Here is a 22,764-nt window from a genome sequence, read left to right as displayed (position 1 = left end):
CGGGTGGGGGCGGGGCGGCGTCGCAGTGACATACCGCGCACCCTCCCAGCAGGGCATCGCGTCAGAGAGACGATTACACTGGCCCCGTGCCTCAACTACGCCTCGCACTGAATCAGATCGACTCGACCGTCGGTGACCTCGCCGGGAACGCCGAGGCGATCGTCCACTGGACCCGGCACTCCATCGAGCAGGGCGCCCATCTGGTGGCGTTCCCCGAGATGATGCTGACCGGATACCCCGTCGAGGACCTGGCCCTGCGGTCGTCCTTCGTCGACGCGTCCCGGGCCGCGCTGCGCACGCTCGCCGCGCGGCTGGACGCCGAAGGGTTCGGGGAGGTCCCCGTCGTCGTCGGCTACCTCGACCGCACCGAGAAGGCCCAGCCCCGCTACGGACAGCCCGCGGGCGCCCCGCGGGACGCCGGGGCCGTGCTGCACCGCGGCGAGGTCGCGCTGACCTTCTCCAAACACCATCTGCCGAACTACGGCGTCTTCGACGAGTTCCGCTACTTCGTCCCCGGCGAGACCCTCCCGGTGATCCGGGTGCACGGCGTCGATGTCGCGCTCGCCATCTGCGAGGACCTCTGGCAGGACGGCGGCCGGGTCCCCGCCACCCGGTCCGCGGGGGCCGGGCTGCTGGTCTCGATCAACGCGTCGCCGTACGAGCTGAACAAGGACGACCAGCGGCTGGAGCTGGTCCGCAAGCGGGCCAGGGAGGCCGGCTGCACCACGGCGTACGTCGCGATGACGGGCGGCCAGGACGAGCTGGTCTACGACGGCGACTCGATCGTGGTCGACAAGGACGGCGAAGTCGTCGCGCGGGCGCCGCAGTTCACCGAGGGCTGTGTGGTGGTCGACCTGGAGCTGCCCGCCGCGGGACCGGTACCGTCCGGCGTGGTCGCCGACGGGCTGCGCATCGAGCACGTGACGCTCTCCGACAAGCCGGTTCCCGCGTACGCGGCCGAGCATGCGGGCGGCTACGCGGACCGGCTCGACGACGACGAGGAGCTGTACACGGCGCTGGTCGTGGGCCTGCGGGCGTACGCGGCGAAGAACGGCTTCTCCTCGGTGCTGATCGGGCTGTCCGGCGGTATCGACTCGGCGCTCGTCGCGGCCATCGCCTGCGACGCCCTGGGTGCGAAGAACGTGTACGGCGTGTCCATGCCGTCCAAGTACTCGTCCGACCACTCCCGGGGCGACGCGGCGGAGCTGGCCCGGCGTACCGGGCTGAACTACCGGACCGTGGAGATCGCGCCGATGTTCGACGCGTACATGGACTCGCTCTCGCTCACCGGCCTGGCCGAGGAGAACCTCCAGTCGCGGCTGCGCGGCACCACGCTGATGGCCATCTCCAACCAGGAGGGCCAGATCGTGCTCGCGCCGGGCAACAAGTCCGAGCTGGCGGTGGGGTACTCGACGCTCTACGGCGACTCGGTCGGCGCGTACGGTCCGATCAAGGACGTCTACAAGACGTCGATCTTCCGGCTCGCCGAGTGGCGGAACCGGGCGGCGGCCGAGCGGGGCCAGACCCCGCCGATCCCGGAGAACTCGATCTCCAAGCCGCCCAGCGCCGAGCTGCGCCCCGGCCAGGTCGACACGGACTCGCTGCCGGACTACGAGGTGCTCGACGCGATCCTGGCGCGGTACGTCGACGCCGACCAGGGCCTCGACTCCATTGTCGCGGCCGGGTTCGACCCGGAGCTGGTGGCGAAGACGCTGCGGATGGTGGACACCGCCGAGTACAAGCGCCGTCAGTACCCGCCGGGCACCAAGATCTCCGCGAAGGGGTTCGGCAAGGACCGGCGGCTGCCGATCACGAACCGCTGGCGCGAGACGAGCTGAGCGCACGCTCCGTACGGGGGCCTTCCGCGACCACGCGGGAGGCCCCCTTGCGCGTACCGCGGTCGAGGACGCCCGCGGTCACCGCGATGGCCAGGCCGGTCAGCGCGAGGGCCGCGCCCACCAGGGTCGGCGACATCCAGCCCCAGCCGGCCGCGATGGCGACCCCGCCGAGCCAGGCGCCGCCCGCGTTGGCCATGTTGAAGGCGGAGTGGTTGGAGGCCGACGCCAGGGTGGGGGCCGACCTGGCCTTCTCCATCACCAGCATCTGCAGCGGGGTCGTGGTCATGAAACCGACTGCGCCGAGGAGCACGACGCTCAGCAGCGCGGCCCACTTCACATGGACGGTGAAGTCGAAGGCGACCAGCACGACGGCGAGCCCTGCCAGCGAGCCGTACACCGTGGGGCGCAGCGCCCGGTCGCTCAGCGGCCCGGCTGCCAGCGCGCCCAGCGTCATACCGATGCCGAAGAGCGCGAGCACCAGGGTCACCGAGGATTCGGAGAAGCCCATGACCTCGGTGGTGATCGAGGCGAGGTAGCTGTAGACGGCGAAGACCCCGGCGAAGCCGAAGACCGCGGTGAGCAGCCCGAGGAGCACCTGCCGGTTGCCGAGGGCGCGCACCTCGTGGCGCAGGCTCTGGTGCGCGTCGACGGGTACGTACGGAATGAGCCGGGCCAGCGCGGCCAGCGCCACCAGACCGATCACACCGACCACGACGAAGGTGGCGCGCCAGCCGAGGTGCTGTCCGAGCAGGGTCGCGGCGGGGACGCCGACGATGTTGGCGATGGTCAGGCCGAGGAACATGGTGGCGACGGCGCGGCCGCGCCTGCCCTCGTCGACCAGGCCGGACGCGACGACCGCGCCGACGCCGAAGAAGGCGCCGTGCGGCAGCCCGGCGAGTACCCGCCCGGCCAGCAGCCAGCCGAAGCCGGGCGCGAAGGCGGATGCCAGGTTGCCGACGGTGAACAGGGCCATCAGGAGCAGCAGCATCCGCTTGCGCGGGATCCGGGAGCCGAGCGCGGTGAGCAGCGGGGCGCCGACGACGACGCCGATCGCGTAGGCGGAGACGAGATAGCCCGCGGTGGGCACGGAGGTGCCCAGGTCGTCGGCGACGTTGGGCAGCAGGCCCATCATCACGAACTCTGTGGTGCCGATGCCGAACGCGGAGATGGCCAGCGCGAGCAGGGCCAGGGGCATGGAGGAAGACCTTCTCTTACGAGAGCGGGAGGGCAGGAGCGGAAGAACGGCGGCGGGCCGGGAGGCCAGCTTAAGTTCTCCTCCTGAACAAAGTCTCCCCGCCGTGTTGTTCCGGCAGGTGAACGTCCCGTTAAGTGATGCGTATCTCTTCGGCCCCCGCCGCCGCCCCGCTCAGAGCCTGATGCGGGCCGCGATCGGCAGATGGTCGCTGCCGGTGCTCGGCAGCGTCCAGGAGGAGACCGGGTCGGCGCCCTTGACCAGGATCTGGTCGATCCGCGCCATCGGGAACTTCGCGGGCCAGCTGAAGCCGAAGCCGTTGCCCGCCGCGCCCTGGGTGGAGCGCATCTGCGCGCTCACGGCGTTCAGCGAACGGTCGTTCATCGTCCCGTTGAGGTCGCCCAGGAGCACCACGTCGTGCAGCGGTTCCTTCCTGATGGCGGCACCCAGCGCGTCCGCGCTCTGGTCGCGCTGCGACGCGGTGAACCCGGCGTCGAGCTTCACCCGTACCGAGGGGAGGTGCGCGACGTAGACAGCGACCTTGCCCTTGGGCGTGGTGATCGTGGACCGCAGGGCGCGGACCCAGCCGAGCCTTATGTTGACGGGCTCGGTGTCGCTCATCGGGTACTTGCTCCAGAGCCCGACCGTGCCCTTCACCGAGTGGTACGGGTAGGTGGCCGCGAGGGCGTTCGTGTACGCCGAGACCTTGTCCGACGCCAGCTCCTCCAGGGCGACCACATCGGCACCCGAAGCGGCGACCTTCTTCGCGGTGCCCACCGGGTCGGGGTTCGCCGCGTTCACGTTGTGGGTGGCCACCACCAAGTCGCCGCCGGCCGGCTTGTGGGTCTTGTCGGTGAGCAGTCCGCCGAAGACGTTCAGCCAGACGATGGCGGGCAGCAGCAGGACGATCAGCGCGGTGGCCGAGCGGCGCAGCAGCGCCAGTACGAGCAGGATCGGAATGCCGATCAGGCCCAGCCAGGGCAGGAAGGTCTCGGTGAGGCTGCCGAGGTTGCCGATGTCGTTGGGGAGATGCCCGTGAAAGAGCAACAGCAGCGTGAGCAGGACGGCGAAGCACGCGAGGACGATGCCGCGGCGCCAGATGCCCTGGTCCCCCCTCCAGCGCCCGCCGAACAGACGCCGGGAACCGGATTCGGGATGGCCGTGCTCCGGGCCGCCGTGTTCCGTGTCCGTGATGTGCGCCTGCGCCATACCGTTGCCCTCGCTGCCTTGCCGTGCATGCCGTCCCGGCCCTTGACACTAAGCGATGGGACGGCACTTTCCGCGCCGTGCGGACACGGCCGTACGGTCTCGAGGACGAGGCAGGTGCCATGCGGAGTTCCGCTTGTGACGGAACCCGCACATTTCAGTCATCCGGCCCCCGGTCGGGAAATTTTTACCCGGGGGCCGGCGGCAGGCCCGGCCCCCACTTCCGTGCGGCGGCTGTCCGGTGCAACCATGGAGGCGGTCCGGGGACGCCGTCAGGGCGCCTCGAGATGACGAACAGGAGCGTTGCGATGACGCGCGCGTTGAACCCCCAGAGCTCCACGCCCCACGGCTCCACACCTCACAGCTCCACGTCCGGGAGCTCCACCGCCTCCGCAGGGAAGCCCGCCGACAGCAGCAAGGCGCTGTACGGCGGCCGGAGCAGCAGGCGCATCACCGTCCACGACATCGGCGGCGCCAAGGAGCGCGGCGAGAAGTGGCCCATGCTCACCGCGTACGACGCGATGACCGCGTCCGTCTTCGACGAGGCGGGCATCCCGGTGATGCTCGTCGGCGACTCGATGGGCAACTGCCATCTCGGCTACGACACCACGGTCCCGGTCACCCTCGACGAGATGACGATGCTCTCCGCGGCCGTCGTACGCGGCACCTCGCGTGCGCTGATCGTCGCCGACCTACCCTTCGGCAGCTACCAGGAAGGCCCGGTCCAGGCACTGCGCAGCGCGATGCGGCTGATCAAGGACGCGGGCGTGGGCGCGGTGAAGCTGGAGGGCGGCGAGCGCTCCCACCAGCAGATCGATCTGCTGGTGCAGTCCGGTATCCCCGTCATGGGCCACATCGGGCTGACGCCGCAGTCCGTCAACTCCATGGGCTACCGGGTGCAGGGCCGCGGCGAGGAGGCCGCACAGCAGCTGCTGCGCGACGCCAAGGCCGTGCAGGACGCGGGCGCGTTCGCGGTCGTACTCGAACTCGTACCCGCCGAGCTGGCCGCCGAGGTCACCCGCATCCTGCACATTCCGACGGTCGGCATCGGCGCAGGCCCCGAGTGCGACGCGCAGGTGCTCGTCTACACCGACATGGTCGGTCTGACGGGCGGCAAGGTGCCGCGCTTCACCAAGCAGTACGCGGACCTCCGCCGGACGCTGGGCGACGCGGCGAAGGAGTTCGCCGACGAGGTCGTGGGCGGGACCTTCCCGCTGGAGCAGCACACCTTCCACTAGGGTCACCGGTCCTCCTCAGGCCACTGCCGCACGGACCGACAGCCCGCCGACATCCCCCATCGGCGGGCTGTCGGCATTCTGTCGGTGACTTGTCAGTGGTGGCTGGTCTGATAGTGGGCATGACGCGAATCGACAAGAACCCCGGAAACGGCGGCCCCGCCGTACAGGTACGGGGGCTGGTGAAGCACTACGGGGACACCAAGGCCCTGGACGGGGTGGACCTGGACGTCCGGGAGGGCACGGTCCTCGGTGTGCTCGGGCCCAACGGCGCCGGGAAGACCACCCTCGTACGAGTCCTCTCCACCCTGCTGCAGCCCGACTCGGGCACGGCGACCGTGGCCGGCTACAACGTACTGACCCAGCCCCGGCAGCTGCGCCGGGTCATCGGTCTCACCGGGCAGTACGCGTCGGTCGACGAGAAGCTCTCCGGCTGGGAGAACCTCTACATGATCGGCAGGCTGCTCGACCTCCCCCGCAAGGACGCGAGGCGCCGCGCCGACGAGCTGCTTGAGCGGTTCTCGCTGACGGAGGCGGCCAAGAAGGCCGCGATGAACTACTCGGGCGGGATGCGCCGCAGGCTCGACCTGGCGGCATCGATGATCGGCAACCCGTCGGTGCTCTACCTGGACGAGCCGACGACCGGTCTCGACCCCCGTACCCGCAACGAGGTCTGGGACGAGGTGCAGCGGATGGTCGCGGAAGGCGCGACCGTACTCATCACCACCCAGTACATGGAGGAGGCCGAGCAGCTCGCCAACGAGCTGACGGTCATCGACAAGGGCAAGGTCATCGCCAACGGCAAGGTGAACGAGCTGAAGGCGAAGGTCGGCGGCCGCACCCTCCAGATCGAGCCGAGCGACCGTGCCCAGCTGCCCGCCATGGCGCGCGCCCTGGCCGAGGCCGGGCTCGACGGTGTCGCGGGCTCGCAGGCGGTGCCGGACGAGGGCCTGCTCAATGTGCCGATCCTGAGCGACGAGCAACTGACCGCGGTGGTCGGCCTGCTGGCCTCGCGCGGCTTCGGCATCACCAACATCGGCACCCATCTGCCCAGCCTGGACGAGGTGTTCCTGGCCATCACCGGCCAGAAGCCCACCGTGCAGGACGGCTTCGACGAGAACGAGAAGACGGACCAGGTCCAGGAGGCCGCGGTATGAGCACGGCAACGATCGAGAAGCCCGCGCCCGCCGTGACGGCCACGGCCGCCGGTGAGGGGCGGATCGGGCTGCGGGCCAATCTGCGCCACATCGGGGCCCTCGCCCGGCGCAACGCGCTGCAGATCAAGGCGGATCCGGAGTCGATGTTCGACGTCCTGTTCATGCCGATCGTCTTCACCCTGCTGTTCGTCTTCGTCTTCGGCGGCGCCATCGCGGGCAAGGGCAACCAGACGCAGTACGTCGACTACGTCGTCCCCGGCCTGATGGCGATGATGGGCATGAACATCGCCATGGCCGTCGGCACCGGGGTCAACGACGACTTCAAGAAGGGGGTGATGGACCGGTTCCGCAGTATGCCCATCGCCCGGTCGTCCGTCCTCATCGCGAAGATCGTCGTGGAGATCGGCCGGATGCTGGTCGCCATCACGATCCTGCTGACCGTGGGCTTCATACTGGGTCTCACCATCCACACCTCGGTGCTCTCGCTCTTCGCGGCGATCGGCCTCTCGCTGGTGTTCGGCGCCTCGCTGATGTGGATCTTCATTCTGCTCGGACTGACCATGAAGACGGTGCAGGCCGTCCAGGGGATGGCCATGCTGGTCCTGATGCCGCTGCAGTTCGGCTCGTCGATCTTCGCCCCGCCCACCACGATGCCGGGCTGGCTCCAGGCGTTCACCGACTACAACCCGCTCTCCAACCTCGCGGACGCGGCGCGGAACCTGATGAACGGCGGCCCGGTCGCCCACTCCGTGCTGATGACGCTCGGCTGGTCGGTGGCGCTCACCGCGCTCACCGCGCCGCTCGCGATCCGGAAGTTCCGCAAGAAGACCTGATCAGGCCGCCGGGCCTGATGACCCGGCGGTCCCGTTCACCGATCGCGTCGCTCCACCAGGGCGGTGGCCTCCTCCGGGGTGAGGCCACCGCCCTCGGCGTACGCACTCTCGTAGCCGGCGTCCCCCAGGGCGGCCCGGGCTGCCGCCTCGGCCTTCTCGCGGTTGCCGCGCTCCAGCGTCCCGCTGAAGTGACCAGGCGGCAGCTGCGCGTCGGACGCCGCGATCAGCCGCGCCGCGTCCCGGGCGTCCGCCGGATCGCCGGGTCCCGCCAGTGCCCAGGCGTACGTGACCAGATGGGTGGCGGGCATCTGCGGGGCCACCATCAGCGACAGCGGGTCACGGGTCCGGATGAGCGCCTTCCGCGCCGTCGCACGGCCCTCGGCGTACTGGCCCTCCTCGTTGTCCAGCCAGGCCATCAGACCGAACAGCATGCCCTCGAAGACGGCGAGCGGCCCCAGCTTGAACTTCTCGTGCAGCAGGGCCAGTTCGACCCGCGCCTCGGCCGGCCGGCCGGTGCGGCCCAGCCAGGTGGCGAGGAGCATCCGGGCCACCGGCCAGACCTCGTGCCCGACGTCCGGCCTGCTTTCCTCCTCCAGGATCTGCCGCAGGATCGTCTCGCCCTCGTCGCCGCGGCCCGCTTCGAGGAGCACCCCGGCGTATCGCGCCCGCAACACCCCGACCTGGGTCCGGGCGCCGAGCTGCCCGGCGTAGCCGAAGGCCATCCGGTAGTCCTCGCCGGCGAGCGCGAATTCGCCGCGCCGCTCACGCGCCTCGCCCCGCGCCGAGAGCGCCTCGGCGGCACCCCAGGCGTCGCCGAGGCGGATGAAGATGTCGAGGGCCTCCTCGGCGTCCCTGGCGGCGTCGCCCGCCCAGTCGCTGCGGTTCGCCAGGACGTTGGCCCGCAACTGCAGGGCGACGGCCAGCTCCCACTCGTACCCGAAGTCCCGGCAGGACCGTACCGTTATGTCGAGCGTATCCCGCAGCTGGGCGGGGGAGCCGGTGAGCATGATCGCGAAGAACCAGAGCGAGGCTGGGCTCCGGCAGGTCTGCGGCAGCCCGGGGCCGTAGGCCTCCACCACCCGGCTGAGCCGCTCCTTGCTCGCCGGGGTGGTCCAGTCGTCGAAATCGTGGTCGGCGGAGGCCAGATGGATCAGCCGCACCCCGCGCCGCGCCTCTTCCAGCAGTTCGGGGCTCATCGGCGGCGGGGCGTCCGTGCACCGCTCATGCAGCGGCGGGGCCTTCGCGACCGGCGGCTCGAACGGGTCAGGACCGAGGTCCGCGGTCGCGTCGGCCCAGTGCCTGGCGTCGCTGCGCAGATCACGCATCTGCCAGAACCAGGCGAGGGAGTGCACCAGGACCAGCGCCTCCTGCTCGTCGCCCGTCGCCACGGCCCGGCGCAGGGCGGTACGCACGTTCTCGTACTCGCGCACCAGCAGGTCGATGGCCGCGCGCTGCCCGTGCCCGCGCAGCTCGGGGTCGGCCCGCCTGGCCAGCTCCCGGTAGTGCACCAGGTGGCGGTGTTCGGCGTCGGCGCGGTCCCCCGCCTCGTCGAGCCGCTCGGCCGCGTACTCGCCGACGGTTTCGAGGAGCCGGTAGCGCATCTCGCCCTCGCCCGAAGGGGCCGCCACCACCAGGGACTTGTCGACCAGCGAGCCGAGTCCGTCCAGCGCGTCGTCGCCGCACACCGCCTCCACCGCGGTGAGCCCGCAGCCCCCGGCGAATACGGAGAGCCTGCGCAGCACGGTGCGCTCCGGCTCGTCCAGCAGGTCCCAGGACCAGTCGACGACCGCGCGCAGGGTCTGCTGGCGCGGCAGGGTGGTCCGGGCGCCGCCGGTGAGCAGCCGGAACCGGTTGTCCAGCCGGTCGGCGATCTGGCGCGGGGAGAGCATCCGCAGCCGGGCCGCGGCGAGTTCGATGGCGAGCGGCAGCCCGTCGAGGCGGCGGCAGATCTCGGTGGCGGCCTCCGGGTCGTCGTCGGTCCGGAAGCCCGGTCTCGCGGCGCTCCCGCGCTCGGCGAACAGCCGGAGCGCGGACGGCTGGGGCAGCGGCTCAAGGGGGCGTACGACTTCGCCGGGCACCCCGAGCGGCTCCCGGCTGGTGGCGAGGACCGTCAGGCCGGGGCAGTGGGCGAGGAGCGTCTCGGCGAGGGTGGCGGCAGCCGCGATGACGTGCTCGCAGTTGTCGAGCAGGAGCAGCATCCGGCGCCGCGAGCAGTGCTCGGCGAGCCGGGTGAGGGGGTCGTCCGCGTGCCGGTCGGCGGCGCGTATCTCCTCGGCGCCCGCGCCGCGCAGTACCGTCTGGCGGGCGCCGAGCGCGCCGAGTACCGCTTCGGGCACGGTCTCCGGGTCGTCCACCGGGGCGAGTTCGGCCAGCCACACCCCGTCGGGCCAGGCCCCGGCGGCGGCCTCGGCCGCCTCCTGCGAGAGCCGGGTCTTCCCGGCCCCGCCGGGTCCGAGCAGCGTGACGAGCCGGGCCGATGCGAGGTCGCCGCGCAGGGCGTCGATGTCGCTCTCACGTCCGACGAAACTGGTCAGCCGGGCCCGGAGGTTGCCGGGCGCGCGCCCCCCGGAACCGGCAGCCCGCGTAGCGGCGAACTCGGCAGACGCGGCGGGCTCTGCGGGCGCAGCAGGCCCAGCGGGCATGCCGGGCGACAGCAACTCGGCGTGCAGCGCGCGCAGTTCGGGCCCCGGGTCCGCGCCGAGCAGCTCCACGAGACCGCGCCGCACTTCCTCGTACGCCACGAGCGCCTCCGCCGTCCGCCCCGCGTCCCGCAGCGCCCGGACCCGCAGGGCCTGCAGCGGTTCGTCGATCGGGTGGTCGGCGCAGAGCGCGGCCAGCTCCGGCAGCGTCTCATCGGCCCGGCCGAGCGCGAGCGCCGCGCCGAGCGCCGCCCGGCGCGCGTCAAGACGCCTGGCCTCCCAGCGGGCCGCCACGGCCGTGCGGTCGGGGAGGTCGGCGAGCACCATCCCCCGCCACAGCGCCAGCGCGTCCTCCAGGAGACCGGCCGCCTTGGCCGGGTCGCCCTCGTCCAGGGCCCGCGCGCCCTCCCCCGCGAGCCGCTCGAACCGGTACAGATCGACGTCGTCCGGATCCGCGCACAACCGGTACCCGCCGTCCACGGAGGTGACGGCCTCATGCCCGAGCGCCCGCCGCAGCCGGGCCACCAGCGCCTGGAGCGCACCGGTGGCGTCGGCGGGCGGTTCGCCGTCCCACACCTCGCCGACCAGCACGGCCGCCGGGACGGTCCGTCCGACGCGCAGCGCCAGTACGGTGAGGAGAGCACGCAGCCGCGCCCCGCCGAGAGCGACGGCCGTGCCGTCGGGGCGGAGCGCCTGGGTCGTGGAGAGGATCCGGTAGCGCACGGGCCCATTGTCCGTTACTCCGCCCACCTCAGCCGCCCGGTCTTTCCAGCGCGACCAGCACACCGGTCGCACGCCTGTCCTGACCGGGCCCGCCGGCCCCGTCCGCCTCGCGGCTGAACCACTTCGGGCAGCTCCGCACGGAGCGCAGCCCGAGCCGCCCCGGCACGGGTTCGCACCCGGACCCGTCCGGCGCCTCCATGAACTCCTCCGTCATCACCTGGATCGACCGGACGCGCCCCGTCAGCGGCTCCGCGTCCGGGCCGCCCATGCTGTGGTTCGAGACGCGGAGCGTCCCGTCGGGCAGACCGGGGCCGGCCCCGTCGTACGGGCCCACGGTCCAGGTGACCTCGTCGCCCACCGAGAACGGGGTGCCGCAGCACTCCATCTCCCAGTCCGCGTACACCACCTGCCATACCGTCATGCCCCCACCCTGCCCGGAACCCCTCCCCGACCGCGAGACGTTTACCGCGTGTCACCTGTACGGTCGGAGCACTTGAGACCCGGCCGCCCACGCATCAGGAGCTCCGTCCATGACCACCGCCTTCACCCGCCGCAGCGAGCGGCGGATCAGTCCGGTCTTCCTGGGGATCGTCGCTGTCATGGCGGTCACCGGCTGGGCGGTGTGGGCGGACTTCTCGAAGGTCCCCGGTTTCTCCGTGTTCCTGTTCGTGACGTCGGCGTGGGTGGTGTCGCTCTGCCTGCACGAGTACGCGCACGCCCGCAGCGCCCTGCACAGCGGTGACATCTCCGTCAGCGCGAAGGGCTATCTCACCCTGAACCCGATGAAGTACACGCACGCGATGCTGTCCATCGTGCTGCCGCTGATCTTCCTGGTGCTGGGCGGGATCGGGCTGCCCGGTGGCGCGGTCTTCATCGAGCGGGGCCGGATCAGGGGCCGCTGGCGGCACAGCCTGATCTCGGCGGCGGGACCGCTGACGAACGTGCTGTTCGCGTTCGTCTGCACTGCGCCGTTCTGGCTGCACGCGCTGGACGGCGTACCGCCGCTGTTCCGCTACGCGCTGGGCTTCCTCGCGCTGCTCCAGTTCACGGCGGCGATCCTGAACTCCCTGCCGGTGCCGGGGCTCGACGGGTACGGGGTGATCGAGCCCTGGCTGCCGTACAGCATCCGCCGCCAGGTCGAGCCGTTCGGTCAGGTCGGGATGCTGGCGGTCTTCGCCCTGCTGTGGATCCCGTCGCTGAACCACGCGTTCTTCGACCTGATCGACGCGATCCTGCGCGGCGTCGGGGTCAGCGGCAACGACACGTACTGCGGGCAGAACTTCTACCGCTTCTGGTACGGCACGCCCCCCGGGTTCTTCTGCCCGGCCGGGTAACGGCGGCGGCCCGGACCGGGCCTGTTCCCGCCGGGCCGGTGCGGCCGGTCAGTGGGTGGCGGGTGCGCTCGCCGACTTCGCGGCGCGGCTCCTGCGCAGATAGAACCAGGCCATGTTCGAGGAGAGTCCCGCCAGCAGGATCCAGACGATCCCGATGAAGCTGCCCTGGACGAAGGAGACCACGGCCGCTGCCACGGCGAGGGCGCAGACGACGAGGGCGTACAGAGCGAGGCGGGGCATGGGGGCGGCTCCTGTCCGGGGGCAAAGGCTGTTCGCCCCCCAGTGTCCCCCATGCCCCGGTCGCACTCACACGTCGGTGACGCGCAGCCCCGCGTGGGCCTTGTACCGGCGGTTGACGGAGATCAGATTGGCGACCAGCGACTCGACCTGGTGGGCGTTGCGCAGCCGGCCGGCGAAGACTCCGCGCATCCCGGCGATCCGCCCGGCAAGCGCCTGCACGATCTCGACGTCGGCGCGCTCCTCGCCCAGCACCATCACATCGGTGTCGATCTGCTCGATCGCCGGGTCCTGGAGCAGCACGGCCGACAGATGGTGGAAGGCGGCGGCCACCCGGGATTCCGGCAGCAGGGCGGCGGCCTGCTCGGCGGCGCTGCCCTCCTCGGGCTTCAGGGCGTACGCGCCCTTCTTGTCGAAGCCGAGCGGGTTGACGCAGTCGACCACGAGCTTGCCGGTCAGCTCGTCCCGCAGCGACTCCAGGGTCTTGGCGTGCCCGTCCCAGGGCACGGCCACGATCACCACGTCGCTGCGGCGTGCGCACTCGGCGTTCTCCGCGCCGTCGACGCCGTGTCCGAGCTCCGCGGCCGCGGCCTGGGCCCGCTCGGCGGCGCGGGAGCCGATGATCACTTTCTGGCCCGCCCTGGCCAGCCGGTAGGCGAGCCCGCGCCCCTGGTCGCCGGTCCCGCCGAGGACGCCGACGACCAGGTCCGATACGTCGGGGAGGTCCCAGGGGTCCCTGGCGGCCGGCTGCTGTGCACTGTCGGTGGAAGTCATGGCCCGACCCTACTTGCTGGTACCCGATACCCGTACGGATGAGGAGCGGCCAACAGCCCGCGCCGGGCGGCCCGGTGGGGCAGGATGCCGGGCCATGGATGCCGTACGGGTAGCGCTGCTCCGGGAAGTACTCGCCGGGACGGAGTGGCCGCGCGCCACCCGCCGGTTCGCCACCGCGCTGCGGTCGTCCGTGGTGCCGCACGGCGGGGGGCTGCTCCTGGTGGGGACCGAGCGGTACGAGCCGTGGCATCTGGCGGCCCATCTCGTGGACGAGGCCGCCTGGTCGGGGCTGCCCGAGCTGGCCCCCACGCTGGTACGGCACCGGGTCGGGGGCGGTGAGCCCGCGCATCTCTCCGTGGGGCTCGGGCGGATCGAGGCGGCGGGGCGCGGCGAGACGCTGCTCGTCGTCGCGCCGGGGCTGCCCGGCGCGGGGCTTCTCGAACGGGTGCACGGGGCGCGGCGGGCGGGGGCCACCGTGCTGGCGCTGGACGGCGGCGATCCGGAGGTGCACGGGCTCGCGCACGAGACGCTGACCGTGGCAGACGGTGACGAGGTGGATCTCGACACCGTGCAGCACCTGGTCAGCGCCGCCGCCGGGGAGAACAGCCTGCCCGCGCAGCGCGGCAAGCCGCGCTTCCGCGACCGCCTGTCGCGCCTCGCCGACCAGCTGACCGCTCCCCCGCCGGGCCGCTGGTAGTCCCGTTGCGGCCGGTGCGGGGCGGCCGGGGTGCGGGGCGGTCTGCCGCTCCACCGTCCGGAACAGCACCGTCAGAGCGGCCGGGCCCGGCCCGCTCCCGCCCGCCCGCCCCGGTACCGGGTCCGTCCGGCCGGGGCGGTGGGCGGTGGGGCTGGACCGTCAGCCCTCCTCGTCGGTGCGGGCGCTCCTGTCGTCGTTCCACTTGGGGTCGGTGTCCCACTCCTCGTTGCGCTCGGCCACCTTCTCCATGGCGTGCGCCGCCTCCTCGCGGGTCGCATAGGGGCCGAACCGGTTCTTGCCCGGGCACTCGGGCCCGTCTTCGACCTTTTTGTGCTGGAGGCAGTAGTACCAGTCGCCCGGCTGCGCGGTCGTTCGCCTCTTGAACAAAGCCATGGCCGGTTCCTCTCTCATACACTCGCTGGCATGTCTGGCCAGTCACTGCTCGTACCAGGGGAGCTTTCTCCCACCCGTTCCGTACCCGGAAACATCCGGCGTCCCGAGTACGTGGGCAAGCCCGCGCCGACGCCGTACACCGGTCCGGAAGTCCAGGATGCCGACACCGTCGAGCGTATGCGCGTCGCGGGCCGTATCGCCGCACAGGCGATGGCGGAGGCCGCCAAGCACATCGCGCCCGGTGTGACGACGGACGAACTCGACCGGGTCGCCCATGACTTCATGTGCGACCACGGCGCCTATCCGTCGACCCTCGGTTACCGCGGGTTCAAGAAGTCTCTCTGCACATCCGTCAACGAAGTCATCTGCCACGGGATTCCGGACTCCACTGTGCTCCGGGACGGCGACATCGTGAACCTCGACGTCACCGCGTACATCAACGGGGTGCACGGGGACAACAACGCCACCTACCTCTGCGGGGACGTCGACGAGGAGTCCCGGCTCCTCGTGGAGCGGACCCGGGAGTCGCTCGACCGTGCCATCAAGGCGGTGCGCCCCGGCCGACAGATCAACATCATCGGGCGGGTCATCGAGTCGTACGCCAAGCGCTTCGGCTACGGCGTCGTGAAGGACTTCACCGGGCACGGCATCAGCACGTCGTTCCACTCCGGGCTGATCGTCCCGCACTACGACAGCCCGTACGCCACGGAGCTGATCCGGCCCGGCATGACGTTCACGATCGAGCCGATGCTCACCCTCGGCTCGTACGAGTACGACATGTGGGAGGACGGCTGGACCGTGGTGACCAAGGACCGCAAGCGGACCGCGCAGTTCGAGCACACGCTCGTGGTGACGGAGACCGGGGCGGAGATCCTCACGCTGCCCTGAGTCCGCTCGCGGCCCGCTCGCGGGAGTTCACGCCGCCCGGCTCGCGCGCCCCCCGGGCGCGGGGGCTGGGGCGCGCGAGCCGGTGAGGAGCCGGCGGGCGGCGTCCCAGCCCGCGTACCGGGCGGACGCCACGGCCGCCTCGTCGTCGCCGAGCACCCGCAGCCACGCGCCGCAGTCGTGCGGCAGCACGCTCACGCCGTACGGGAGCCCCATGCCGTCGAGTGCGGCGTGCAGGGCGTCGGCCACCTCGGCCGCGGGCGACCGGCCGGTCACGACGAAGAGCGAAGCCAGCCGGGTGTGTCCGGCGAGCACCGCAGGACCTGCCGCATCGTGCCGGTCGGGACACAGCCGTACCGCGTCCAGGGCGAGCAGTCTGCCGTGCGGCCTGCGCACTTCCAGGTCGAGGCCGATCACGTCGTACCCGTGGCGGGCACCGGGCCCCGGCCGTCCCGCCGCCACCGTCTCACCGATGACGACAGTGGCGGCGGGGTCCGCTGTGATCACGGTGCGCTGGTAGAGCCGGGCCCCGGGGAGCGGGAGCAGCGGATCCGGCAGGTACTCCAGATACGCGTCCGGCCCCGCCGAGAGGTTGAACAGCCGGGTGGCATAGCCCCGCTCCATCGGCCGGACCTCGGTCGCGGCCCCCGTCGCGAGATGCACCTCGGTCTCGGCGCCGCAGCAGACATCGACGCGCTGGCGGTCGTCCTGGACCAGGCCGCCCACGACCGGAGCCTGCCGGACGAACGCCATCTGCGGCCGCAGCGGGTCCGGGTACTGCGGCCGGCCGGTCCGCAGCGGCATCCTGCTGTAGCGGCGGACCAGTTCGGTGCGGCCGCTCACCCGCTCGAACCCCATCTCCAGGAGACCGACCCGGGTGGACGGTCCTGCGGCGGATTCACCGGCGCCGGGGGCGTGCCCGGCCACCTCGGGCGGTACCCGGCCGGGGCTGTGGTGCGCGGCGCAGAGCCGCGACTCCCCCCGCGCGCGTCCCGTCCCCGAGGTCTCGGGCACCTCATCCGTGACGAGCGCCATGTCAGACCACCGCCCCGTGCCGGACACCTGGCACAGAGAGTCCGGGGTGGCAGCGGACCGCACGCGATATGTCGTTCATGGTGATTCCTTCCGGTCTCTGGCGGCCGGTGGGCCGGCAGGTCGTGCGCTGCGTGCCCGCTCAGCCGGCGGACGCCGGCGCCGGCGCGCGGCCGGGGAGCCCCGACAGGGCTTCGGCCGCCGGCACGCAGCCGCCCAGATCGGCGAGTTCACGGCAGAGGGCATCCGCCGTCACCTCCTCGACCACCGGCGCCGCCTCGCGCAGCAGCAGCTGCGCGGCGCCGTGGTCGGCCGCCCCCGTCCGCCGGGCCGCTCCGGCGAAGGCGGCGCAGAACCCGAACAGGTCTGCGGTCACCGCCTGTTGGCGCGGTACGCCCGCACCGGCCCGGATGACGGCGGAGACCACCGCCCGGGTGCCGGGCGCCTCCCTGCGCGCGACCAGAGCGGCGAACTCCTCCACGGCCTCGCTGGGGAACACGGCACGGCCCAGGTCGAGCATCCGCCGGCCGGTCCGGGTCGCGGCCGCTCGCTGCTCCCGGCCGAGCTTGGCGGCGTAGAGCCGTTCGTCGATCTCGGCCACCTCGCCCCAGCAGCCCTCGGTGGCGGCGGCATGGGCGAGGGCGAGGGCCGTCGCGTCGGACGGGCCGACGCCATGGCGCAGCAGGGCGTGGAGCAGGGGCCCCAGGCCGGCCTGGTCCACCCGGTCCGGCCGGACCAGGCAGTCCCACTCGTACGCGGGGTTGCACCCGCCGCCCGGGAACTCGGGGTCCGCCAGTTGCAGGCTGACCAGGAGCGAAGCGTGCGGGCCCGGGGCTGCCGGGTCTGCGGGCGTCACCGGATGCGGGGGCAGGGCGGGCGGCACGGCACGCGGCGCCCCGGTTCGGCTCCGAGCGAACCGTCGGCACGTGGGACGACCGGTGGGTCGTCTCCGTACGGGTACACCGGCTGGCCGGCCATGGTTGCCTCGTTTCGGCAGTTCGGGCAGATCTTCGGGCAGATCACTGAGTGGAGTCGGGCACGGCGGAGGCCGCGCTTCCGACGCTACGAGAGCCCGGCCGGGCTGCCACTCCAGACGACCCGATGGAGTGAGCGGCGCCACACGGCACGGACCGGGAGCGACTCGGCCCGGCGATGGCCGGCCGTGACGCGGCGGTGACCGGCCCGGTGGAATGAGACCTGAATCACAACACGGACGGGTATCGGTCAGGTAAGCCTCGGTTAAGTTAGGGCTGCCTCACTCGACCATTCACCCAGCGTGGAGCCCCTATGCGACCCGTCCGACTCTCCGTCGTCACCGCCGCCACGGCGGTGGCCGCTCTCACCGCCGTCACGGGCTGTGCCGAGAAGAGCGACGCCAAGGCGGGCAGCGGCGGCGTCGTCTCCGTCACCGCGAGCGACTCCTCCTGCAAGGTGTCCACGACCGAATTCCCGGCCGGACACGTGCAGTTCGCCCTGGAGAACAAGGGCTCCAAGGTCACCGAGGTCTATCTGCTCTTCCCGGACGACCGCATCGTCGCGGAGCGCGAGAACATCGGGCCCGGCCTGAAGCAGAACCTGACCGCCGAGGTGAAGGCCGGCTCGTACGAGCTCGCCTGCAAGCCCGGGATGAAGGGCAACGGCATCCGCCAGAAGGTCACCGCCACCGGCGGCAAGGCCGTCAAGCGCGACCCGAAGCTGGACGCCGCGGTCGCCGCGTACCGCACGTACGTCCAGGAGCAGGCCGACGAGACGCTGCCGAAGGTGAAGGTCTTCACGGACGCCATCCGCAGGGGCGACCTGGCAGCGGCCAAGAAGGCGTACGCCCCCTCGCGCATCGGCTGGGAGCGCACCGAGCCGGTCGCCGAGTCGTTCGGCGACATCGACCCGAAGACCGACACCCGTGCGGACGGCCTGGAGAAGGGCCAGAAGTGGACCGGCTGGCACCGCCTGGAGAAGGCGCTCTGGCACGACAAGAAGACCGGCGCCACCGAGAAGGCCCTCGCGACCGAGCTGGACACCGACCTGGCCGACTGGCAGAAGCGCGTGGGCACGGCGGCGATCACCCCGACCTCGATGGCCAATGGCGCCAAGGAACTGCTCGACGAGGTCGCCACCGGGAAGATCACCGGTGAGGAGGACCGCTTCAGCCACACCGACCTGGTCGACTTCAAGGCGAACGTCGAGGGCGCGCAGCAGGCGTACGAGCTGCTGAAGCCGGTCGCGGCGAAGAACCAGCCGGCTCTGACCCAGGACCTGGACCAGCAGTTCACCGCGCTGAACTCGCTGCTCGACCACTACCGCAACGACAAGACCTCGTACGACTTCACCTCGTACGACAAGGTCTCGGAGACGGACCGCAAGAAGCTGTCGGACGCCGTCAACGCCCTGGCCGAGCCGCTGTCGAAGCTCGCAGCGGCCGTGGTCACCAAGTAGATGGCCCACACGGAGAAGACGACCGCACAGCAGAAGCAGGAGCACGGAATGGCTGACGAGACCAGCGCTCCTTCCCCCTCCAGACGTTCCCTGATCGGCTGGGGCGGTGCCGGACTCGCGATCGGGGCGGTGGCGGCGGGCGGCGCTGTCGCCGCGCTGCGCACCGGCGGCGACAGCGCTCCGGTGGCGGAGTCCGGCGCGGCCGTGCCGTTCCACGGCGCGCACCAGGCCGGTATCGCCACCGCGGTCCAGGACCGGCTGCACTTCGCGTCGTTCGACGTGACGACCGGCGACCGGGCCGAGCTGATCCAGCTGCTCAAGGACTGGACGGCGGCGGCCGCCCTGATGACACAGGGGCACACCGTGGGCGACGGGGCGTACGGCGGTCTCCCCGAGGCCCCGCCGGACGACACCGGCGAGGCGCTCGGTCTGAAGCCGTCCCGGCTGACGCTGACGGTGGGCTTCGGCCCCAAGCTCTTCGAGAAGGGGCGGTTCGGCCTGGAGGGCAGGCGCCCCGAAGCGCTGGTCGATCTTCCGGAGTTCCCCGGTGACAACCTCGAAACGGCGCGCAGCGGCGGGGACTTGTGCATCCAGGCGTGCGCGGACGACCCGCAGGTCGCGGTGCACGCGATCCGCAACCTGGCCAGGATCGGCTTCGGGAAGATCGCGATCCGCTGGTCACAGCTGGGTTTCGGCAAGACCTCGTCGACCACCCCGGACGCCCAGACCCCGCGCAACATGATGGGCTTCAAGGACGGCACCCGGAACATCTCGGGCACCGACACGGCCGCGCTGAAGCGGCATGTGTGGGCGGCGGAGAAGGACGGGGCGGCCTGGATGACCGGCGGCTCCTATCTCGTGGCCCGCCGTATCCGGATGCACATCGAGACCTGGGACCGCGCCTCGCTCCAGGAGCAGGAGGACGTCTTCGGCCGCGACAAGGGCGAGGGCGCGCCGGTCGGCAAGGCCAAGGAGCGCGACGAGCCGTTCCTGAAGGCGATGCTGCCGACGTCACACGTGCGTCTCGCCCATCCGGACAGCAACCAGGGGATCCGGATCCTGCGCCGGGGCTACTCGTTCACCGACGGCACGGACGGTCTGGGACGGCTGGACGCGGGGCTGTTCTTCCTCGCGTACCAGAAGGACACCCGGCAGGGGTTCATCCCGCTCCAGCGCGGTCTGGCCCGCCATGACGCGCTCAACGAGTACATCCAGCACGTGGGTTCGGCGCACTTCGCCGTCCCGCCGGGTGTCCGTGACAAGAGCGACTGGTGGGGCCGTGCGCTCTTCACCTGACGTACCGCTCCTGCCCCTCTCCGCCCTTTCCCCCTCTGTCCACTTTCCGTCGTTCTCGTAATCCGGTTCCTGCAACCAGAAAGGACCCGACGTGTTCGGCAACTATCTGATCGGTCTGCGCGAGGGGCTCGAAGCGAGCCTGGTCGTGTGCATCCTCATCGCCTATCTGGTCAAGACCGGGCGGCGTGACGCGCTGCGCCCGGTGTGGATCGGTATCTCCACCGCGGTCCTGGTGTCGCTCGCCTTCGGCTTCGCGCTCGAATTCGGCTCGCAGGAGCTGACGTTCAAGGCCCAGGAGGCGCTCGGCGGTTCACTGTCGATCGTCGCCGTGGTCCTGGTGACCTGGATGGTCTTCTGGATGCGGCGCACCGCCCGGCATCTCAGGACCGAACTCCACGGCAAGCTCGACACCGCGCTGCAGATGGGGACGGGCGCGCTGGTCGCGACGGCGTTCCTGGCCGTGGGCCGGGAGGGCCTGGAGACCGCGCTGTTCATCTGGTCCTCGGTGCACACCTCGACCGACGGCGCCCAGGGGCCGATGATCGGCGCCCTGCTCGGCATCCTCAGCGCCGTCGTACTCGGGTGGCTCTTCTACCGGGGCGCGGTCCGTATCAACCTGTCGAAGTTCTTCACCTGGACCGGCGGGATGCTGGTGGTCGTGGCCGCGGGTGTGCTGGCGTACGGCTTCCACGACCTGCAGGAGGCCGGCTTCGTCCCCGGTCTGCAGAGTCTGGCGTTCGACATCAGCTCGGCCGTCCCGCCGGACAGCTGGTACGGGACGCTCCTGAAGGGCGTGTTCAACTTCCAGCCCGACCCGACGGTGCTCCAGGCAACGGTATGGGCGCTGTACCTGGTCCCCACGCTCGTGTTCTTCTTCGCCCCGGTAGGGTTCACCACGTCCTCGAAGGCAGCGGGATCGCAGGAGCAGAAGGCAACTCATGGGCAGGCTGGGGCGGCTGACGGCGGGGCTGGCGACGACGGCGGCGATGTCGCTGACGGCGAGCGGGTGCATGACGGTGCACGGCGAGCTGGAGGTCGTACCGTCAGCGACGAAGGCTGAGGCGGCACGGGCGCTCGCCGCTTTCACCGTCGCGTACAACAAGGCGGACAAGGCGTACGACCCGGCTCTCGACGAGGGCCGGGTCACCGGTCCGCTCGGGGCCATCAACCAGGCGGGGCTGAAGGCGCGGCACGTCACCACTCCGGCCGGCAACGCACAGCACTCGGATCTTCAGCTCACCGACGCGAAGTTCGTCATCCCGAAGAAGGCCGGGTGGCCGCGGTGGTTCGTCGCCGACACGGACTCCAACCGGGACCAGGACGGCGGCGGCAGGCTGGACACCCGCTGGCTGGTGGTGTTCGTACGGGACGCGGCCGGCCAGCCGTGGAAGGCCGCCTATCTCTCGGTCCTCCGCCCGTCGGCGATCCCCGACTTCGCCACGGACAAGGACGGCTGGGCGCAGCCCGCCGAACCGGCCGACCCCTCGCTCGCGGTGGCTCCGGAGAAGCTCAGCGGTGAGTACGCCGGGTATCTGAAGAACGGCAGCCCGGACCACTTCGCCCCCGGCAACGACACCACCGTCTGGCGCGAGACGCGGGCGAAGAACGCGAATCTGCCGGGGCTCTCCACGCAGTACGTCGACCGGTCGCTCACCGACGGCGACTACCGGCCGCTGGGGCTGGCCATCCGGGGCGGCGGCGCGCTGGTCTTCTTCTCCACCCGGCACTACGAGCAGCAGACCGCCGCGAAGGGGCTGCATCTGTCGGTGCCCGCGGATGTGAAGGCGCTGATGACCGGTGACGCGACGAGCACCATCACCAAGGAGCGCATCTCCAGCCAGGTGGCGCTGGTCCCCGCGAAGGGACAGGTCACGATCCTCAACCGGCTGGCCGGGCTGACGGCGGCGAAGGGCTCGTAGGGCTCGTCACGCCGGGCACGGGCCGGGCACGTTCAGCGGGTCCGGCACGGTTCATGGGTCCGGCACGTCGTATGGGTGCGGCACCTTTACGGGTCCGGCCCGCCTCGCAGCGGGCCGGGCACGGTGCGGCTCAGGCTCGGCGCCGTCCGCATCAGGCCGGGCGCGCTGCGGATCAGCGGCCGAGTGGCCACGCCACCGCGTGGGCGTCCTGGTCACCGTCGGCATGGCGCGCACAGGCATCGGTGAGCGTCTCCAGCAGGGTCAGCGGGTCGGGCAGCGGATGTTCCAGTCCGCGCACCCAGTCCACGCTCGCCTCACCGGGCAGCCGGGCGGGCGGTACGAGCACATAGCTGCCGCGGCAGTGCCAGCGCAGCCCCGGGTGCTCGTCCATCGTCTCGGGGTGGCAGTCCAGCTCGCACGGCCACCACTCGTCCTCGTCCTCGGGCGTACCGCGGGTGGCGGTGAAGAAGAGCATCCGGTCGATACCCGACTGGGCGACGGGTCCCACCTGGATTCCCTCGGCGAGCAGCCGCTCCAGCGCGCTGCGCCCGGCGTCGAGCGGCACGTCGAGGACGTCGAGGACCATGCCGGTCGCGGTGATGAAGTTGGCCTCGGGCTGGTTGCGGACCCAGCGCTCGACCTGGGCGCGGTCGGTCGTGGACTGCGTCTGCCAGGCGAAGGAGAGAGGGTGCCTGGCCGGGGTGGGACAGCCCACGCGGTCGCAGGAGCACCGGTACCCGACGGGGTGGGCGGCGGGCGAGAGGGGCAGCCCGGCTTCGGCGGCGGCGAGGAAGAGCTTCTCGCGGACGAGGTTGTTGTCAGGGGATTGTCTGGGGCGGCGGCGCAGCCACTGGGTCATCCTGCTCGCCGGGCCACGGTCTCGGCCGAACTCTGTTCCCATCTATCCCCTCACCTCACCGCTGCCGCTGCATACTCCACGG

At 71.6% G+C, this 22,764-nt stretch carries 21 protein-coding genes; 11 read left to right on the top strand and 10 right to left on the bottom strand.

Annotated elements, in window-relative coordinates; translation table 11 throughout:
• Nucleotides 1-86: 86 nt before the first annotated feature.
• On the top strand, nucleotides 87-1,838 hold the full coding sequence (locus tag OG210_RS23750; protein WP_328325889.1) for an NAD+ synthase: 1,752 nt from the start codon (nucleotides 87-89) through the stop codon (nucleotides 1,836-1,838).
• On the opposite strand, the gene OG210_RS23745 is transcribed toward OG210_RS23750, so the two are convergent.
• Both OG210_RS23745 and OG210_RS23740 read right to left on the bottom strand, forming a co-directional pair.
• Nucleotides 1,810-3,033 carry an MFS transporter gene (locus OG210_RS23745; RefSeq protein ID WP_328325891.1) on the bottom strand — a complete coding sequence of 408 codons (1,224 nt, stop codon included), beginning with the start codon at nucleotides 3,031-3,033 and terminating at the stop codon, nucleotides 1,810-1,812. The two genes, OG210_RS23750 and OG210_RS23745, sit on opposite strands and share 29 nt — an antisense overlap.
• 171 nt (nucleotides 3,034-3,204) lie before the next feature.
• On the bottom strand, nucleotides 3,205-4,239 hold the full coding sequence (locus tag OG210_RS23740) for an endonuclease/exonuclease/phosphatase family protein (protein ID WP_328325893.1): 1,035 nt from the start codon (nucleotides 4,237-4,239) through the stop codon (nucleotides 3,205-3,207).
• 305 nt (nucleotides 4,240-4,544) lie between these two features.
• Here OG210_RS23740 and panB point away from each other — a divergent pair, with 305 nt between their 5' ends.
• The 3 genes from panB to OG210_RS23725 all read left to right on the top strand — a co-directional run bounded on the left by panB (nucleotide 4,545) and on the right by OG210_RS23725 (nucleotide 7,461).
• Nucleotides 4,545-5,474: a 3-methyl-2-oxobutanoate hydroxymethyltransferase gene (gene panB / locus OG210_RS23735; RefSeq protein ID WP_371538604.1), complete on the top strand. Its 930-nt coding sequence runs from the start codon at nucleotides 4,545-4,547 to the stop codon at nucleotides 5,472-5,474.
• Between the two features lie 119 nt (nucleotides 5,475-5,593).
• Nucleotides 5,594-6,628 carry an ATP-binding cassette domain-containing protein gene (locus tag OG210_RS23730; protein ID WP_328325897.1) on the top strand — a complete coding sequence of 345 codons (1,035 nt, stop codon included), beginning with the start codon at nucleotides 5,594-5,596 and terminating at the stop codon, nucleotides 6,626-6,628.
• Nucleotides 6,625-7,461, top strand: a complete 837-nt coding sequence (locus OG210_RS23725) for an ABC transporter permease (RefSeq protein WP_328325899.1) — start codon at nucleotides 6,625-6,627, stop codon at nucleotides 7,459-7,461. Before OG210_RS23730 ends, OG210_RS23725 begins: the two co-directional genes overlap by 4 nt.
• Nucleotides 7,462-7,496: 35 nt before the next feature.
• Here the strand turns inward: OG210_RS23725 and OG210_RS23720 are convergent, their stop codons facing one another.
• Together OG210_RS23720 and OG210_RS23715 are read right to left on the bottom strand one after the other, a co-directional pair.
• Entirely contained in the window at nucleotides 7,497-10,823 is a 3,327-nt protein-coding gene (locus OG210_RS23720; RefSeq protein ID WP_328325901.1) for a BTAD domain-containing putative transcriptional regulator, read from the bottom strand.
• Between the two features lie 28 nt (nucleotides 10,824-10,851).
• A complete protein-coding gene (locus tag OG210_RS23715) occupies nucleotides 10,852-11,244 on the bottom strand; it encodes a DUF6578 domain-containing protein (RefSeq protein ID WP_328325903.1) in 393 nt (130 codons plus the stop codon).
• 109 nt (nucleotides 11,245-11,353) lie between these two features.
• Here OG210_RS23715 and OG210_RS23710 point away from each other — a divergent pair, with 109 nt between their 5' ends.
• Nucleotides 11,354-12,157 carry a site-2 protease family protein gene (locus OG210_RS23710; protein WP_371538601.1) on the top strand — a complete coding sequence of 268 codons (804 nt, stop codon included), beginning with the start codon at nucleotides 11,354-11,356 and terminating at the stop codon, nucleotides 12,155-12,157.
• A 48-nt stretch (nucleotides 12,158-12,205) separates the two neighbouring features.
• Here OG210_RS23710 and OG210_RS23705 read toward each other — a convergent pair whose 3' ends face one another.
• Together OG210_RS23705 and npdG are read right to left on the bottom strand one after the other, a co-directional pair.
• The gene (locus OG210_RS23705) at nucleotides 12,206-12,397 is read right to left on the bottom strand and encodes a hypothetical protein (RefSeq protein WP_328325906.1); all 192 of its coding nucleotides are present in this window, start codon (nucleotides 12,395-12,397) and stop codon (nucleotides 12,206-12,208) included.
• A 66-nt stretch (nucleotides 12,398-12,463) separates the two neighbouring features.
• Entirely contained in the window at nucleotides 12,464-13,168 is a 705-nt protein-coding gene (npdG, locus tag OG210_RS23700; RefSeq protein ID WP_371538599.1) for an NADPH-dependent F420 reductase, read from the bottom strand.
• A 94-nt stretch (nucleotides 13,169-13,262) separates the two neighbouring features.
• On the opposite strand from npdG, the gene OG210_RS23695 reads away from it, so the two are divergent.
• The gene (locus OG210_RS23695; RefSeq protein WP_328325909.1) at nucleotides 13,263-13,865 is read left to right on the top strand and encodes a hypothetical protein; all 603 of its coding nucleotides are present in this window, start codon (nucleotides 13,263-13,265) and stop codon (nucleotides 13,863-13,865) included.
• A 159-nt stretch (nucleotides 13,866-14,024) separates the two neighbouring features.
• Here OG210_RS23695 and OG210_RS23690 read toward each other — a convergent pair whose 3' ends face one another.
• Nucleotides 14,025-14,258, bottom strand: a complete 234-nt coding sequence (locus OG210_RS23690) for a hypothetical protein (protein WP_328325911.1) — start codon at nucleotides 14,256-14,258, stop codon at nucleotides 14,025-14,027.
• A gap of 30 nt (nucleotides 14,259-14,288) precedes the next feature.
• Between OG210_RS23690 and map the strand changes: the two genes are divergently transcribed.
• Nucleotides 14,289-15,146, top strand: coding sequence for a type I methionyl aminopeptidase (map, locus tag OG210_RS23685; protein ID WP_328325913.1), 858 nt, complete (start codon nucleotides 14,289-14,291; stop codon nucleotides 15,144-15,146).
• A 27-nt stretch (nucleotides 15,147-15,173) separates the two neighbouring features.
• Here the strand turns inward: map and OG210_RS23680 are convergent, their stop codons facing one another.
• Nucleotides 15,174-16,178, bottom strand: a complete 1,005-nt coding sequence (locus OG210_RS23680; RefSeq protein WP_328325915.1) for an urease accessory protein UreD — start codon at nucleotides 16,176-16,178, stop codon at nucleotides 15,174-15,176.
• A gap of 139 nt (nucleotides 16,179-16,317) precedes the next feature.
• Entirely contained in the window at nucleotides 16,318-17,031 is a 714-nt protein-coding gene (locus OG210_RS23675) for an urease accessory UreF family protein (protein ID WP_328325917.1), read from the bottom strand.
• Nucleotides 17,032-17,462: 431 nt separating this feature from the next.
• Between OG210_RS23675 and efeO the strand changes: the two genes are divergently transcribed.
• The 4 genes from efeO (at nucleotide 17,463) to OG210_RS23655 (ending at nucleotide 21,823) form a co-directional block, all read left to right on the top strand.
• Nucleotides 17,463-18,608: an iron uptake system protein EfeO gene (gene efeO / locus OG210_RS23670; protein WP_328325919.1), complete on the top strand. Its 1,146-nt coding sequence runs from the start codon at nucleotides 17,463-17,465 to the stop codon at nucleotides 18,606-18,608.
• A gap of 48 nt (nucleotides 18,609-18,656) precedes the next feature.
• A complete protein-coding gene (gene efeB / locus OG210_RS23665; protein WP_328325921.1) occupies nucleotides 18,657-19,904 on the top strand; it encodes an iron uptake transporter deferrochelatase/peroxidase subunit in 1,248 nt (415 codons plus the stop codon).
• A gap of 91 nt (nucleotides 19,905-19,995) precedes the next feature.
• The gene (efeU, locus tag OG210_RS23660; RefSeq protein WP_371538596.1) at nucleotides 19,996-20,964 is read left to right on the top strand and encodes an iron uptake transporter permease EfeU; all 969 of its coding nucleotides are present in this window, start codon (nucleotides 19,996-19,998) and stop codon (nucleotides 20,962-20,964) included.
• Complete coding sequence (locus OG210_RS23655) at nucleotides 20,852-21,823, top strand: hypothetical protein (RefSeq protein ID WP_328335389.1); 972 nt, start codon at nucleotides 20,852-20,854, stop codon at nucleotides 21,821-21,823. The genes efeU and OG210_RS23655 overlap by 113 nt, the downstream gene beginning before the upstream one ends.
• A 172-nt stretch (nucleotides 21,824-21,995) precedes the next feature.
• On the opposite strand, the gene OG210_RS23650 is transcribed toward OG210_RS23655, so the two are convergent.
• Nucleotides 21,996-22,724: a bifunctional DNA primase/polymerase gene (locus OG210_RS23650; protein WP_371538594.1), complete on the bottom strand. Its 729-nt coding sequence runs from the start codon at nucleotides 22,722-22,724 to the stop codon at nucleotides 21,996-21,998.
• Between the last annotated feature and the right edge of the window lie 40 nt (nucleotides 22,725-22,764).

The organism is Streptomyces sp. NBC_00466 (assembly GCF_041433995.1).
Classification (GTDB): domain Bacteria; phylum Actinomycetota; class Actinomycetes; order Streptomycetales; family Streptomycetaceae; genus Streptomyces.
Note: the sequence above shows the minus strand (reverse complement) of the source record. Positions and strands in the feature narration are given on the sequence as shown.